At 48.3% G+C, this 15,175-nt stretch carries 15 protein-coding genes and 1 other annotated feature; of the genes, 8 read left to right on the plus strand and 7 right to left on the minus strand.

The features are described from left to right. Nucleotides 1-217: 217 nt before the first annotated feature. The 3 genes from FC20_RS06235 to FC20_RS06245 form a co-directional block, all read right to left on the minus strand. Entirely contained in the window at nt 218-1,360 is a 1,143-nt protein-coding gene (locus FC20_RS06235) for a C39 family peptidase (protein WP_008460468.1), read from the minus strand. 2 nt (nt 1,361-1,362) lie between these two features. After that, nucleotides 1,363-2,574, minus strand: coding sequence for a DUF5776 domain-containing protein (locus tag FC20_RS06240; protein WP_008460469.1), 1,212 nt, complete (start codon nt 2,572-2,574; stop codon nt 1,363-1,365). Between the two features lie 229 nt (nt 2,575-2,803). After that, nucleotides 2,804-3,226: a GtrA family protein gene (locus tag FC20_RS06245; RefSeq protein ID WP_008460471.1), complete on the minus strand. Its 423-nt coding sequence runs from the start codon at nt 3,224-3,226 to the stop codon at nt 2,804-2,806. Between the two features lie 241 nt (nt 3,227-3,467). Here FC20_RS06245 and FC20_RS06250 point away from each other — a divergent pair, with 241 nt between their 5' ends. Both FC20_RS06250 and FC20_RS06255 read left to right on the plus strand, forming a co-directional pair. Next, nucleotides 3,468-4,223: a VanZ family protein gene (locus FC20_RS06250; protein WP_008460472.1), complete on the plus strand. Its 756-nt coding sequence runs from the start codon at nt 3,468-3,470 to the stop codon at nt 4,221-4,223. A gap of 18 nt (nt 4,224-4,241) precedes the next feature. Next, a complete protein-coding gene (locus tag FC20_RS06255) occupies nt 4,242-5,768 on the plus strand; it encodes an ATP-dependent nuclease (RefSeq protein ID WP_008460475.1) in 1,527 nt (508 codons plus the stop codon). A 64-nt stretch (nt 5,769-5,832) separates the two neighbouring features. Here FC20_RS06255 and FC20_RS06260 read toward each other — a convergent pair whose 3' ends face one another. The 3 genes from FC20_RS06260 to FC20_RS06270 are packed head-to-tail and all read right to left on the minus strand — an operon-like array spanning nt 5,833 to nt 7,910. Next, nucleotides 5,833-6,525 carry a glycerophosphodiester phosphodiesterase gene (locus FC20_RS06260; RefSeq protein ID WP_008460479.1) on the minus strand — a complete coding sequence of 231 codons (693 nt, stop codon included), beginning with the start codon at nt 6,523-6,525 and terminating at the stop codon, nt 5,833-5,835. A gap of 60 nt (nt 6,526-6,585) precedes the next feature. Then, nucleotides 6,586-7,242 (minus strand): histidine phosphatase family protein, encoded by a 657-nt coding sequence (locus FC20_RS06265; RefSeq protein WP_008460481.1) that lies wholly within the window; start codon nt 7,240-7,242, stop codon nt 6,586-6,588. Between the two features lie 2 nt (nt 7,243-7,244). Further along, a complete protein-coding gene (locus tag FC20_RS06270; RefSeq protein WP_008460482.1) occupies nt 7,245-7,910 on the minus strand; it encodes a matrixin family metalloprotease in 666 nt (221 codons plus the stop codon). 200 nt (nt 7,911-8,110) lie between these two features. Between FC20_RS06270 and helD the strand changes: the two genes are divergently transcribed. The 4 genes from helD (at nt 8,111) to FC20_RS06290 (ending at nt 12,896) form a co-directional block, all read left to right on the plus strand. Beyond that, on the plus strand, nt 8,111-10,402 hold the full coding sequence (helD, locus tag FC20_RS06275) for an RNA polymerase recycling motor HelD (RefSeq protein WP_008460484.1): 2,292 nt from the start codon (nt 8,111-8,113) through the stop codon (nt 10,400-10,402). An 81-nt stretch (nt 10,403-10,483) separates the two neighbouring features. Then, nucleotides 10,484-10,714, plus strand: a binding site (T-box leader). Between the two features lie 69 nt (nt 10,715-10,783). Beyond that, a complete protein-coding gene (locus tag FC20_RS06280) occupies nt 10,784-11,425 on the plus strand; it encodes an amino acid ABC transporter permease (RefSeq protein WP_008460486.1) in 642 nt (213 codons plus the stop codon). Nucleotides 11,426-11,437: 12 nt separating this feature from the next. Further along, a complete protein-coding gene (locus FC20_RS06285) occupies nt 11,438-12,070 on the plus strand; it encodes an amino acid ABC transporter ATP-binding protein (protein WP_008460488.1) in 633 nt (210 codons plus the stop codon). A gap of 1 nt (nt 12,071) precedes the next feature. Beyond that, nucleotides 12,072-12,896, plus strand: a complete 825-nt coding sequence (locus FC20_RS06290) for an amino acid ABC transporter substrate-binding protein (protein ID WP_008460498.1) — start codon at nt 12,072-12,074, stop codon at nt 12,894-12,896. Nucleotides 12,897-12,930: 34 nt separating this feature from the next. Here the strand turns inward: FC20_RS06290 and FC20_RS06295 are convergent, their stop codons facing one another. Further along, a complete protein-coding gene (locus tag FC20_RS06295; RefSeq protein WP_008460500.1) occupies nt 12,931-13,503 on the minus strand; it encodes an SGNH/GDSL hydrolase family protein in 573 nt (190 codons plus the stop codon). 95 nt (nt 13,504-13,598) lie between these two features. Between FC20_RS06295 and coaA the strand changes: the two genes are divergently transcribed. Further along, a complete protein-coding gene (gene coaA, locus FC20_RS06300) occupies nt 13,599-14,513 on the plus strand; it encodes a type I pantothenate kinase (RefSeq protein WP_039943337.1) in 915 nt (304 codons plus the stop codon). Between the two features lie 51 nt (nt 14,514-14,564). After that, complete coding sequence (gene efp / locus FC20_RS06305) at nt 14,565-15,122, plus strand: elongation factor P (protein ID WP_008460502.1); 558 nt, start codon at nt 14,565-14,567, stop codon at nt 15,120-15,122. The last annotated feature ends 53 nt before the right edge of the window (nt 15,123-15,175 follow it).

A 15,175-nucleotide genomic window follows, 5' to 3' on the forward strand; every position in this document is an offset into this window, starting at 1 on the left:
AATGCCATTTGGCGTTGTTTGACAGCCAACCGTACTCACTGACCTTAACTTCAAAAGGTTAAAAATCTGATTTCTTTTGCCAAGTTGAATCTACCCATAGATTTAACTAGAAAGGAATATCAGAAAAACTTACCAATATTGATGCGATTATCAAGATTTAGTAAGTTTTATGATTCGGATTCAAGTTAAAAACTTGAATCCTTTTTTAGTTGCTATCTTAATAGCTTAAAGCACGCTTGCTGCCACTTAGCCATTTCAGGGTTGAATAGTGATACCAGAAGTTCTTGGCACTCATAGCTGCCTTTTTACCGGTCCAGGGATCGTTGTAGTAAATTTTAGAGCCGCTGTAACCAGTTAAGAGCAAGGCATGGTTTGGAAAGTGGTCGACCCAGGAAACCCAAACCACGACTGGGTGATGTTTCCAGACTTGTTTTTTCAAGGTTGAAAGACTAGAACCAGACATGTTCTTAAACTGACCTAAGAACTTTCTAACCATTAGTCCTAAGCCTAGTGGGGCAATCCAGGTACCAGTCCAGGAATAAGGATTGCCGACAAAGCCGAGGTTAGGGTTGGAATTGCGCGGTGTAGCGGCCGCTGCTTGATACTTGCTGATCTTCTTACCAGCGTAGTTCAGCATCATAGCTGCTGCGGTAATTTCACAGCCTGTTACCAGTGGCCTTTGCCCAATTACCTTGGCTTCTAAGCGCATGCCGGTGATGTTGCCGCTTTTTTTACTAATCCAGTAATAAGTTTTCTTGGTTTTAACGCTTTTAAAAGATCTCCGATAATTCTTAGTACTAAAATAGCCGTAAGACTTGGAGCTGACCTTTTGCCGCCCTGTTAAAAGTTTGCCGGTATTGCTGGCAAGGTACCAGTATTTACCATACTTTTTAAGACCGACTTGGAGTAAGCCTGCCCTACTAAATAGATAGGAGCTTTTGCCAATCTTGGTCACGCCTTGTGCCATGTGGCCATCTGCCGCAAAGTAGTATCTTTGACCTTCTAGATCTTGCCAACCGGTTAACTTCTTTTGGTTGATGTAGTAGTAGCGCTTTTTACCAACAATCTTCCAACCATCAGGGATCTGCTGATTATTTTGGCCAGAATTATTGTTAGAATTTTGGCCATTATTTTGATTATTTTGCTGATTTTGGTCAGAATTTTGTTGGTTATTTGGCTGACTATTATTCTGTTGATTGCTTTGTTGATCTGTGTTCTGCTGTGTATTTGTTTGTTGATTATTTTGCTGGCTGCTGCTTTGCTGATCTGGTTGATCGGCGTAAACAGGTACTGGCTTCAATAGGGAGAAAGCCAGACCTAATTCAGCTAGAACCAGTAAAAAAACTGCTCTGATCTTCATGGTTAGATAAATGGCCGCTTGATGCCGGCAATTACATTGCGTTGGGAGTTAGAAATTGGCTGCACCATGATGCGTGGTGGCCAGCTTTCAATCACCATGTTATTGCCTAAGTAAATCGCCACGTGCCAGATGGTGCGGGTACCTGGTTGGTAGTAGAAGACTAAGTCCCCGCGTCTGCGGCGAGAGTATGGCACCCACTTCAGCTTCTTGTCAGCCCAAAGGTTACGTGAGTTCCATTCGTTGCCTGGGTGGGCGTGGCCGATAGCACTAACTGGCACTGGGCTGATCCCACCGGCGTACAGGCTTTGGATAACCAAGCCGGAGCAGTCGGTACCGTAGCGGGTCATGGATGATGAGCCAACCAAGTATGGGTGCCCCAAGTACTTGTATGCGTGGCGGATCATGGCTTCAATGTGAGCGTTTCGTCCCTGCCAGGCTTGTGCGCCAAGGGGGGCGGTGTAGGAGTCAATTTGCTTGAAAAGCTTTTTGCCTAAACCTAACTTGGTCCAGGTTGCTTGGTCAACATTACCAGTTACCTTTAAATGGTTCCGGGCTTGGAAGTTGCGGACAGCGTACCAGGTAGCGGTGTTGTACATGTTGTAGCCGTTGTAAGTACCAAGGCGCTTCATGATCAAGTAAGTCTTGATCCCTTCGTAGCCGCGCTTTACCGTGTAGCCAACCTTGCCATAAGGCTTCACCCGGGTGTAGTGAATTTGGTGGTATTGCTTTGGGTTTTGGTATGGCTTAACTGCTGCTAGGTCACTCTTCTTGGCAGCCACGTACTTGCCGTTATGCAGCTTCAAAACTGGTACGCCATCTTTATTTTTAGTCAGCTTGCTGACAAGGTAGTGGGTGCCTTTGCTAGCAGTTTGGGCTTTCTTGGTCAAAGCTGAATTTTTGTAAAGAGTTACTGTCTTCTTTAGCTGGACTACCGTTGGCTTTTGGCTTAGGTAGTTCTTTAAGTTGATTTTGACTACCTTCGTCTCAGGTTTGGTAGTCTTTTGATCAGTTTGGCTGGATTGGCTAGCTGAGCTAGATTGGCTGCTAGCTTGATCAGTCTTGTTTTGATCAGCTTTGGCTTGGTCAGTAGTAGTGGCTTGTTGAGTAGCAGCCGCATTTGCTTGGTTAGTTTGACTGTCGGCCAATACAGGACTAGCAGACAGGGCCAAACTAGCTAGCAAAGCGACAGCCAGTTGAAAATGACGCTTATTCATCTTTTTCCCTCTTTCTCTTTTCTTCTTTTTACACGCAGCCTTTTGATGGAATGAAGGCAGTTGATTAATACTATTATTATATAATTCTTTTACTAGACAAATAAAGGGCTGATTTAACTTTTTTACTAAAATTCCTTTTGAACAATGAAAAAAGCACCCTGAGGTGCCTTTTAAAATAAGTTATTACGATATGTTAATGGGAATAATAAATGTCATACAAATAATTTTGCTACTTTTTAGACTTAAAAATCCAGAACTTGCTGGCAACATAGTTTAAGACGATCACCACAACATTAGAAACGATCTTGATCACCATGTCGTTTAAGCCCATCTGCTTGGCGAAGATGAACATGATCAGCCAGTCTAAGATCCCGGTGCCCAGCCGTGCCGCGAAGAAGGCTAGGATTTCCTTCCAGTAGTCTTCAAAGGTTTCGGCTTCGCTGTGAAAGACCCACTTGCGGTTGGTGAGGTAGGCAAAGAGGACTGAGGCAAACCAGGCAATGATGTTGCTGACCATCATGTAGACGTGGAAGACGCGGTAAAAGAGCCAGTAGGCGACGATGTTAACGACGGTGGTTAAGACGCCGAAGATGACGTAGGGGATCATGTCTTTATACTTGTCCCAGAGCTGATTGATTTTTTCTTTGTCCATAAAAATTGTTTTCCCTTCTTTATCGTTTTGTTTAATCTGATTAGTCAGACCAGTTAATAGGATAGACACTGCAACGATCATCATACCACAACTTGGGATATTTGTTGGCTTTAGGTCAGCTTTGACTAAAAAGTTTATTGGAAATTTTCGCTCTTCATTTTTGCTAAAAAGAAAATTGTTATAAAATAGATAGAACAGAAAAAAGAGAAAAAGACAATTTTTTCGGGGGAAGTGACGAAGTATGTATCATGAGCTAGCACTGCTGATTCGCTTAGCAATTATTTTTGCCTGTGTAGTTGCGGGATATTTTGCGATTTTGACCGGAAACCGTTTTTTTAGATTGGTTGTTACCGTAGTTTATGGCTGTGCCCTATTTTACTACGTTTTTGCTGCGAGACTCTTAACGGCTGCTATCTACTTTAACCAGCATCCGATCCGCTTAGCTAGTGGACCCGAAGTTTTAGAGGACCCGATGTTTTGGAAGTGGGGGATCAATAAAGTCTTTGCTAGCTACAGTTATAGTGGACGTTACGGATTTTTGCTAAACGTGATGCTTTTTATTCCCTTAGGCTACATTCTTCCTTCCTGGACTAAGTGGCTACACAGCATCATGATCACCACCTTTATCGGCTTTTGCCTGTCCTTTTTCATCGAGCACTTCCAGCGCTGGACCGGCGTAGGGGTCTATGACGTGAAGGACATGATCGCTAACACCACTGGCTGCTTTTTAGGAGCCGTGGCCATCATGCCAACCTTGTGGATGAAGGACCATAAGGCGAGAGTCAAAAGGCAGGCCCGGCTCAAGGCAGAGGCTGAGGCGCGCGGCGAAGCAGAAGCAGCCCGCCTTGACCGGATCAGCCGGCAGCTGGCTAACCCGGAGCTGACGACCAAGACCGAAAAGATCAAGCTCAGCCGCAAGGCTTACCGGGAACTGCAAAACAGCGCGCCAAATGATTTACCCGAAACGAAAACAGACGAGCAGAAACAGGATGAGTAAGGCAAAGCAGGTGCTAATATGTTGCTCAAGTCAGTTGAATTGCACAACTTTCGTGGTTACCGGAATTTTAAATTGAATTTTGCCCCCCTGACCAGTCTTTTAGGCGAAGGCGACTCAGGCAAAAAGACGATCCTGCGGGCGCTGGACATCTTTTTCAATGGTCCCTTGGCCAAGCGGCCATTAAAACTGCAGGACTTAAACGAGCGAGCCTTAAAAGATGGGGATTGGGAGATTTCGATCACTTGCTTTTTTGAAAAGCTGGCGATCAAGAAAAAGTACGACCTGAAGAACTACCTGGCAGAAACGGATTATTTTTGCGAAGATGGCAATGACTTTGAAGAAGTAACTCCTCAAAATCGCAAGCACTTTAGACAATTGTTAGCGCAATTGCCTATGTATGTCTTTTTTGACCGGGAATCGAAAGCTACCAGTCCCTTGAAATTCGTGGTCCGCAGCGCCATTCGCGACAAGCAGGTCGAGATCAAGGAAGTCCAGGACTATATCGATGAGCGGGTGGGGCGGAACCTGTCCCAAATCCTGGCTAATTATAAAGACCTGGGCGAAGAGCCTGCGCCGCAATTCGTTTTTGAAGAGCAAGACTTTGCTGACATGATCAAGCGGCAGGCGAGAATCAGCGAAAGTGCCAACCCCAAGCCGAGCCAGTTGATCTTGTCTTTTTTGCTGGCCCAAAGCGAGAATGCCAGCATCGACAATGTGATCTACGCCTTTGAAGAAGAGGACCTGACTGAAGATGAAGATGCCAAATTGGCTCAGGCCGTTTTAAAGCTGGTGGCTAAAAATAAACAGGTCATCCTGATTCCTAACAGCCCCCACCTGATGGGGCTACTCCCCTTAGAAGGGATCAAGATCATTGAAAATGTTGGCGGGAAAAGACAGATCTTGACCGATGACCAGGTTTTCGCCGCTGCCCAAAAGTTGGGGATTTCCGGCAGTCAAAGGGCGGGCCGGTCCAGCTGCGTTTTGCTGGTGGAAGGGCAAGAAGACGTCCGCTTTATCACTAAGATCAACCAGTGGCTGTATGAAGAAGGCCTGGTCAGCGATACTTTTGACCACAAGGGCCTGTTCATTTTGCCGGTCGGGGGATGCGGGAGCTTGCTTGCCTGGCTCAACTTTGACCTTTTTTCCAAGCTAAACGAGCCCTGGTTTATCCTGATCGACTCTGACAAGGGGACACCGGAAGCTGGCCAAAGCCGCCACCATCTGCAGCAGATCAAGGCTAAGTATCCAGAAGCCGCCGATCATATTCATGCTACTTACAAGCGGGAAATCGAGAATTACCTGGTTTTCAAGGACCAGGGCCGGATTCTAAAATTTGAACCTTATGAAGACGTCAAGCAGCACATGTATGACTTGATGACCTCAAGAAAGAAACGCTGGATCAAGGACAAGACTGCTTCGAAACTAATGGAAAAGATGTCCCTCAAAGACCTGCAGGACCATTATCAAAGCAATGGGCAAGACCATCGCGAGTTGGTGGAATTTTTATTAGAGATCGATCAGTTTATTAACCAATTACCAAAATAAGGGAGAAGCAAAAAGCAATCTGATGCTTAATCAGATTACTTTTAGTTTTTCTTTGCTATTGTACTTAATAATTAGCCACGCTCTTTCTCAATGCCATCATGTCTTCGAACTTGTTGGTAAAAAAGCCAGCCGCACCGAATTCGATGATCTTCTTAGCCCGGCGAGGACTGTCCACCGTCCAGATCCGCTCCGGTACGTTGGTGTCCAAAAGCCGCTTCGGGTGGATCCCCTTTAAGCCGTGCTCCTTGGTGAAGGCTACAGGATCCTTGATCTTCTTGTCAGTCAAGAAGTAGTAGCTTTCCTGTGGCCGGATTTCCTTGGCGTGCAACAGGGTGTTCAGGTTGAAAGAAGAGAAGATGATCGGCTGGTTAAACTTGAACAGCTTCATCAGGAAAAAGATCTTCTCTGGCAGACCTGAGTAGTCGAACTTGTTGGTCTTCATTTCCAGGTTTAATTGCCCAGCGTAATTTTCCTTCTCGGCCAGCTTGAAGAGGTCGGCCAGACGGGGGATGCGTTCCCCATTGGCCAAGTGGTAGTGGTCGAGCTCGCCCAAGGTCATGTCCTTGATCAAGCCCTTGCCATTGGTCGTCCGCTTGATGTTTTCGTCATGCATGATGACGGGCACGCCATCCTTGGTTAAGTGCACGTCGAATTCGATGCCTTCAGCGCCATGTTCCATGCAGTACTTAAAGCCTGCCAGGGAATTTTCCGGGAACTTGGCTGGATAGCCGCGGTGACCAAAGATTTTTGTTTTCATTTTTTTGGCTCCATTGAAAAAATCTGACTTTTTCTGCTAGCAAAATAATTATAGTTCCTTTTAAAAAAGTTGCAACTGGTTGTACTTGACCATTTTTACTTGACCAGATTCACTCATGGTCAAGGTTGAAATCGAAGCATTTTGCGGGTGGACCGAGGTGTCAATGCCGTCAACGGCGTAGCGCTCAGCGATGGTCTTGATGGCAAAGCCGTGGCTGACCAAGAGAATGTTGTCGGCCCCGTCCAGCTGGCTGATCAGCTTGAAGCCCTGCTCCCAGCGCTTCCAGAATTCCTGGCTGTTTTCCGCATCCCCGTAAGGGTCGGCCTCCTTGGTCCAGTCTGCGATCTGGTCGCTAGAAGCCTTTTGGTACATTTCTTCCAGGCTGGTGAAGCCGTGCCGGGCGCCGACCATCCGCCAGGCAAGGTCGCTATCCATCCCTTCAAAGTAGCCATAGAAGTGCTCTCTGAAAAAAGGCGAGGTGAGCAGCTCCAAGCTGTCCTTGTTGCAGTTCTTGCCCATGATGATCTGGGCGGTTTCGCTGGCCCTGAGGGTGTTGCTGGACAAGGCAATATCCAGCGGAATTTCATGCAGGGCTTCGCCGGCTTTTTCCGCGCCTGTCTTGCCCTCGTCAGTCAAGGGCGTATCGCACCAGCCCTGCATCTTGTTGTAGCGATTGATAAAAGTCTTCCCATGCCGCACCAGGTAAATATGCTTCAATTCTAATGTCTCCCCTTGTAAATCTTCTTCACTAAAGCCACGTCCTTAGGCTGGATGGAGTAAATGGACCCAGTTGGGTACATGACGGTGACGCCTCTGCGGTGGTCTAAGCCGATGGCGTGCCCCAGTTCGTGCTCAACCGTGTTGACGATCCGGGCTTGGGTGTAGTTGTAGTAGCTGTTTTCCAAATAGTAAGTATTGAGAGCCACCTTGGCAGAATACAGGCTGCGGATGCCGCTGTAGTACTTGTAGGTGGTCAAGCCCGCTGCGCCGTCTGACTTAGAAGCAGTAGTGACCACGATCTGGGCTTTTTTCCGGTTCTTGGTCTGCTTAAAGGTAAAGGCCCCGGTCTGGTTCCAGGCCGCCATGGCGTTGATGGTGGCGTTATAGAGGTCAGCCTGCTTCAAGTTGACGTAGACGGTTGCGGTTGGCTTCTTCCAGGTGTAGCCGGTCGTGTTCTTGGTCGTCTTGGTGGCCTTGGTTTCCAAAATGGTGCCATCAGACAAGCCCAGGTTTCCGGTTTGGATCCCTTTTTCTGTCAAAAAGGCGCTGACTTCGCCGCTGACGTCGTAAGCCAGGGTCTTCAGCTGGTCTTGGTAGTTTAAGGCGACCGCCGCCAAGATGGCTGCGATTAAGAGGTCTTTGATAAAGTTAAAAAAGCGTCGCATATAAATCTCCTTGCGATCATTATTATAAGAGCTTTTGTGCTTTTTTCCTAGAGGAAAGCTCAAGGGAGGGCAGAGATTTAAGCAGGACTTAACTATTTTGTAAAAGCCTCTTGCTTTAGTTTTGCCTGAAAAAATGATAGAATATTAGGAAGTTTTTGTAAGGATAGAAATTTTTTGACTATTTAGAAAAGGTGTTTTTCATGGCTGAAAATTCAGAACGCATGGCCGAACAGGCCCACTTGGACCAGGTCCTGCATGAGATTGACCAAAAGGGCGACGAGCTGCAAAAGGCGATTGTCAAAGACAAGGAAGAAGCCCGCAGCCTCAGTGCCCACTTCTACGATGACATCCGGCTGGACTTTGATGACTACTCGACATCCATGGATACCGCCTTGTCCATCCAGCAGCAGCAGCTGCTGTTAAAAGAGCGGGACAACGCCTGGCAGGTCAATGACCGGGAGCTGGCGACCCTGAAAAGACTTCACGTTCACCCTTACTTTGCCAGAGTGGACTTTACCGAGCCTGGTGAAGACCATGAAAGCATTTATATTGGTCTGGCCTCTTTCATGGATGACCAAAACCAGCTGCTCATCTACGACTGGCGGGCACCAATTTCCTCCATCTACTACGATGGCAAGATTGGCAAGGTGACTTACTATTCACCAGAAGGGCCAATTGAAGTTGACATGAGCAAAAAACGGCAGTTCATGATCGAAGATGGCACCATCATCAATATGTTTGACACCGATGAAACCATCGGCGACCAGATGCTGATGGAGGTCTTGTCAGAAAAGTCTTCTATCCAAATGAAGTCCATCGTCAAGACCATCCAGCAAGAACAAAACAAGATCATCCGGGACACCAATTCTGAGCTGCTCTTTGTCCAAGGGGCGGCTGGATCGGGCAAAACCAGTGCCATCTTGCAGCGGATTGCCTTCTTGCTTTACCGCTACCGGGGCAACCTCAGGTCCAGCAACGTGATCATGTTCAGCCCTAACCAGCTTTTTAACGACTATATCGAAAATGTCCTGCCAGAAATGGGCGAGCAGAACATGGTCCAGATGACCTACTGGCAGTTTATCGCGCGCCGCTTGCCAAAAATGCACGTGCAAAACCTCTTTGAGCAGTTTGAAGACCAAACGGCAGACACGGCCATCAGCCGGTTTAAGGATTCATTGGCCTTTTACAAGCTGGCCACCCGCTATGGCAAGCACCTGAACCAGTCGGGGATGATTTTTAGAAACATCTACTTTAGAACCAAGAAAAAGCCTTTCTTTGCCAAAGAGGAAATTAAGGAGCTCTATTACTCCTTTAACGAGAACTACAAGCTGGGCAACCGGATTGACGCAACGCGCGAAGAATTGATCCGCCGCTTGAACAAGCGGATTTCCAGCGAAGCCAAGAAGGTCTGGGTGGACCGGGAGATCGAAGGCCTGACTCACCAGCAGATGATGGACCTTTATGACAGGCCAGACCAAGAATTCCCATCTGAAAAGGCTGAGCGGGCCTTTTTGGGCAAAAAGATTGCCATCAAGCACCTGGCGAAAGTGGCCCGCCGGATCAACCATAACGGCTTTTTGAACATGCCAGCCCAGTATATTGCCTTTTTAAAGGCAGTGCCAAAGATGACTGACTTGGCTAAGTACGGCATTGGCGCAGATGAATGGGCGGCCCATGTAGACGAGGTCAAGGCCAAGTTCAAGGAAAAAGAGATCGACATGCGGGATGCTTCAGCCTACCTTTACCTCTACGACCAAATCACGGCCCGGCAGACCAGCCTGGACATGCGCTACTGCTTCATCGACGAAATCCAGGACTACTCCGCCTTTCAGCTGGCCTACCTCCGCTACAACTTCCCGCGGGCCAAGTTCACCATGCTGGGGGACTTAAACCAGGCCATCTTTACCAAGGATGAAAGCAGCAGCCTCTTGAAGCAGATCTCAGGTCTTTTTGACCCAGAAAAAACCAAGGTGGTCCAGCTGACCAAGTCCTACCGGTCAACCAAGCAACTGACCGACTTCAGCAAGCAGGTTCTCCGCCGGGGCGAAAAGATCGAAAGCTTCAACCGGCAGGGGCCGCTGCCAGCCATTTGGGCTAGAAAAAATGATGACGAAGCGATCGATGCCTTGATTTCCGCCTTAAAGGCCAACGATGAGGCCAAATTGACCACGGCCATCATCACCAAGGACCTGGCCAGCGCCGAAAAAGTAGCCGCTGCCTTAAAGGAAAAGGGGGCCAAGGCGCACCTGATCTCCAGCGCCAACCAGCGCTTGGTCGAAGGGGACTTGGTCTTGCCAAGCTACCTGGCCAAGGGGCTGGAATTTGATGCGGTCATCATGTGGGGTGCCTCAAAGGCTGCCTACCATGAGCTGGATGAAACCCAGCTGGTTTACACGATTATTTCCCGGGCAATGTACAAGTTGGACATCATCTACAGCGGGGAAAAGAGCCCACTGTTGACCGTCAAGGACGGCACTTACGAAGCTAAGTAAGCCCAAAATGGAAAATAATAGCCAAAAGTAAAATAAAAGCTTGACGGATTTTTAAGAATAGCTTAATATTACTAGCAAATAGTTTTTGCAATGAGCAGAAGAAGTAAGCTAAGCGAGGCATATAGAGACTTCCCGGCGGTGGAAAGGGGAGCAGGGCTTAGGCTGAATACACGTCTGTGAGCAGGAGGGGCGAAAAAGGCAGTAGCCTCTTCCGGTTAAGCCCGTTAACGCTGTAGCTTACATAGCTAGTGAGGCTCTGGCCGCGAGGCCCGAGCGAAACTGAGGTGGAACCACGTCAATTGCGTCCTCTTGATCCTAAGGGATCAGGAGGACTTTTCTTTTCCCATTTTACTTTTTGAAAAAATAGAAAGCTGGATGACCATGAACTACGTCTTTGAAATCCTGCCGTCGCTCTTTAGCGGGGCGGGGATGACCCTTGAAATCTTCTTTGAAACCCTGATCTTCTCCCTCCCCTTGGGGGTAATCTTGTCCTTTGGTCTAAACAGCCGCTTCAAGCCGCTCAAGTGGTTCTTGAACGTTTATGTCTGGTTGATGCGGGGGACGCCGCTGCTGCTCCAATTAATCTTTGTCTTCTACGGCCTGCCCATCATCGGCTTGACCTTCCCCCGCTACATGGCGGCGATCGTGGCCTTTGTTTTAAACTACACGGCCTACTTCGCGGAAATCTTCCGGGGCGGCAACCAGGCCATCGACAAGGGGCAGATCGAAGCTGCCAAGGTCTTGCAGCTGACTTACGGGCAAACTTTAAGAAAAATTGTGATTCCCCAAGTGATCAAGATTGTTTTGCCATCGATCGGCAACGAAGTGATCAACCTGGTTAAGGATTCCTCCTTGGTTTACGTCATTGGCTTAGGCGACCTGCTCCGGGCAGGCAACCTGGCTACCTCTAGAGACGTGACCCTGGTGCCGCTGGTCCTAGTCGCCTTGATCTACCTGCTCTTAATTGGCTTATGCACGGTGATCTTGAGAAAACTAGAAAAGCACTACTCATACTACAGATAGGAGGGCAGGAAAATGTTAGAAGTAAGCAACTTAGCCAAGTCTTTTGGCAACAGACAAATTTTAAAAAACATCAGCTTCACCTTAGCTGATGGGGAAATCCTGACGGTGGTGGGGCCATCAGGGGCTGGCAAGACCACCCTCTTGCGGATTATCGCAGGACTAGAAACGGCGGACGCCGGCACCATGACCCTGGGCGGGCAGACTTACCAGCTGAGCGGTGAAGACCGAGGCGCGGTCGGCGTCGTTTTCCAGGACTTTAACCTTTTTCCCAACCTATCCGTAATTGACAATATTACTCTGGCTCCTCAATTAGCCTTGAAAAAGGACAAGGCTGAAGCAGAAAAAGAGGCTAGAGAGCTGTTAGGCAAATTGCAGATGGCCGATAAAGGCAATTTGTATCCTTACCAGCTCTCCGGCGGTCAAAAGCAGCGGGTGGCCATTGCGCGGGCGCTGGCCATGCAGCCTAAGATGCTTTGCTACGATGAGCCAACCAGTGCCTTGGACCCAGCCTTAAGAGACCAGGTGGCAGAACTGATCTTGAGCTTGAAGGATTCTGGCTTGACCCAGCTGATCATCACCCACGACATGGACTTTGCTAAAAAAGTCGCTGATCAGGTCTTAGAAGTTAAGCCACTGGAGGGTTAAGATGAAGTGGGTCAAAAAATTAGCGCTAGTCGCCTTGCTTTTCTGCCTTACCCTGACGGCGGCTTGCAGCAATCTAACGGAAAGGGCCAATACGACCGATACCTGGGCCAAGATTAAGCAGCGGGGGACCTTGGTGATTGGCCTTGACGATACCTTCGTGCCCATGGGCTTTCGGGAGAAAAATGGGCAGCTGGTTGGCTACGATATCGACTTAGCCAAGGCGGTCTGCAAGCAGCTCGGCTTAAAAGCCGACTTTCAAACCATCGACTGGTCCATGAAGGAAACGGAGCTTCGCAACGGAACCATCGACGCCCTGTGGAATGGCTACAGCGTGACAGCCAGCCGGAAGAAGAAGGTGGCTTTTTCTAGAAGCTACCTGGAAAACCGGCAGGTTTTGGTAGTAAAGAAGAGCAGCGGCATCAAGACTTTTAGCCAGATGCAGGGCAAGAGCGTGGGCGTACAAAGCGGGTCGACGGCCCAGATTTGGCTGGAAGGCAAGCAAAAAACGCTGCCTCATAAAGACAGCGTCTTGTACGATACGATTCCGTCAGCCTTTTTGGACTTGAATGCCGGACGAATTCAGGGGATTTTGCTAGACGAAACCTATGCGGAATACTACATCCAGCACGAGGCCGATTCTGCTTCTTACAAAGAAATCATCAACCAGGATGTGCCAACCGACCTCTTTGCAGTGGGGTTAAGAAAAGGCGACAAAACTTTACGAAAGAAGATCAATCAGGCCCTGGCTGACCTGCAAAAGAGTGGGGAATTAGCCAAGATCAACCAGAAGTGGTTTGGCAAGAAGAGCAATTATTTAGGTAAGTAAAAAGACTTGAGCGGATGCTCGAGTCTTTTTGTTTTTAATCTAAATTAGCAATTTCGTTCGTAAGAACGTCGGCTAGCCAGGAAATCCCCTTTTCGCTGTAGTGTTGACCATCTTCCGTCAAGAAGGAAGGCAAATCTTGCAGTCGTTCCATCTTGTGGGTTAGGTCAAAGAAGAAGGAGTTGGTCTTGCCGGCATCCCTTTGCGCAGCTTCGGCGTATTGGTCCAGTCCTTCCAAGCTATAGAACTTGCTGATCTCTGGGTTATTAAAGTCCGGCATGGACGGGGACAGGACGATCGTGTCGCTAGCCCCGGTCACCTTTTGGGCCTTTTTCAGCAGGCTTTCCAGATTTTCCTGGTAATCATATAAGCTGATACCCCAGTCGTTTGAGGCGTCGTTGGTGCCGAATTCCACTACCAAGACGTCGCAGGCTGGCAGGCTGTCTACGCGCGGCAAAACGTCAGCCGTCGTTGCCCCGCTGGTTGAGACGTTGACGATTTCGTAGTCGTCCCCCAGCCGCTTTTTCAAAGCGTCGGTCAGGCGGGTCGTGTCCCGGCTGCCGTCGTAGGCGTTAAAGATTGAATCACCGAATAAAAGTACTTTTTTCATAGGCTTCACCTTGTTAAAAAATTATCAAAGTTTGTTAAAAATACTGTTTATGTCCTCTATAATAGAATAAGACTGAGTAAAGGACAAATATTATGATGAGAAATTATTCAGAATTTTCGAGACAGGCTTGGGCAGACCTGACGCCCAAGGTGAAATTAGCGGTCAGCAATGAGGACCTGGCCAAGGTCAAGTCACTGGGCGACGAACTAGATGTGAAAGACGTCGATGAGATCTACGAAACCCTCTTGACCTATCTAAACCTGGCCTATGAGCAAAAGCGAGAAACAATGGCCAAGAAGGCTGCTTTTTTAAAAAGGGATTTGCCAAAGCTTCCTTATGTAATTGGAATTTCGGGATCGGTAGCCGTGGGGAAGTCGACGACAGCGCGGCTCTTGCAGCTGCTCTTGACCCGGTATTACCCGGCTCTTAAGACGCAGATGATGACGACTGACGGCTTTATTTACCCAAATGCAGAACTAGAGCGGCGGAAGCTGATGCCCCGCAAGGGTTTCCCAGAAAGCTACAACATGCAGATGTTGCGGGACTTTTTGCGAGACGTCGTTTCTGGTAAAAAGGATGTCGTTTATCCTTTGTATTCTCAAGAACTAAGCGATATTGTGCCCGGGCAATATGGCCACGTGAACCAGCCAGACATCTTGATCATCGAAGGGATCAACACCCTGCAATTGCCGGAAAGCGGCCAGCTGGTCACCAGCGACTTTTTCGACTTTTCCATTTATATTGATGCCGACGAAGATTTGATTGAAAAGTGGTACATGCAGCGTTTTAAAAAGATCATGAAAATGAAGAAAGATGATCCAAGCAACTTTTACTATGACCTGGCCAATGGCCCAGAAGAGGAGGCTATGCAGCTGGCTGAAGAAACCTGGCAGATGGTCAACCTGGTCAACCTCCGCCAATATATCGCGCCGACCAAGGAGCGGGCTAACCTGATTTTGCACAAGGTGGAAGGGCACTTAATTGACAAAATTTACCTTCGAAGCTTTTAACTGTTATAATGGATGGCGGTATTATTTACAAATTTAAGGAGATTTTTTAACATGCAAGCAATTGAACTGAAAAAGGGTATGGTCTTTGACGACGGCGGCAAGCTGATGCTGGTTTTGGGTGCCAACCACCACAAGCCAGGCAAGGGCAACACGGTCATGCAGATGGACCTGCGCGACGTCCGCGCCGGCAGCGTGATCCACAAGACCATGCGGCCAAGTGAAAAGATTGACCTGGTGGAACTGGTCAAGAAGAATGCCCAATACCTGTACGCTGAAGGCGACAGCTATAACTTTATGGACACGGAAACTTATGAACAATACGCTATTTCCGCTGACCAACTGGGCGACGACGTCAAGTACTTGATGCCAAACATCGAGGTTATCCTGGAATTTACGGAAGCCGGCGAACTGTTGGCAGTGCAATTGCCATCAACGGTGACCATGAAGGTTGTGGAAACCCAGCCAGGCATCAAGGGCGCAACTGCAGCCGCTGGCGGCAAGCCAGCTACCATGGAAACGGGCTTGGTAGTGACGGTTCCAGACTTCATCAACGAAGGCGACGAATTGGTAATCAACACCTTGGAAGGTACTTACAAGGGCCGGGCATAGGTAGATAAAGGCATCCCCAGCGGGGCAATGTCATTAAGTTAAGGCATTGACTT

The organism is Lactobacillus equicursoris DSM 19284 = JCM 14600 = CIP 110162 (assembly GCF_001434815.1).
GTDB classification, from domain to species: Bacteria; Bacillota; Bacilli; order Lactobacillales; family Lactobacillaceae; genus Lactobacillus; species Lactobacillus equicursoris.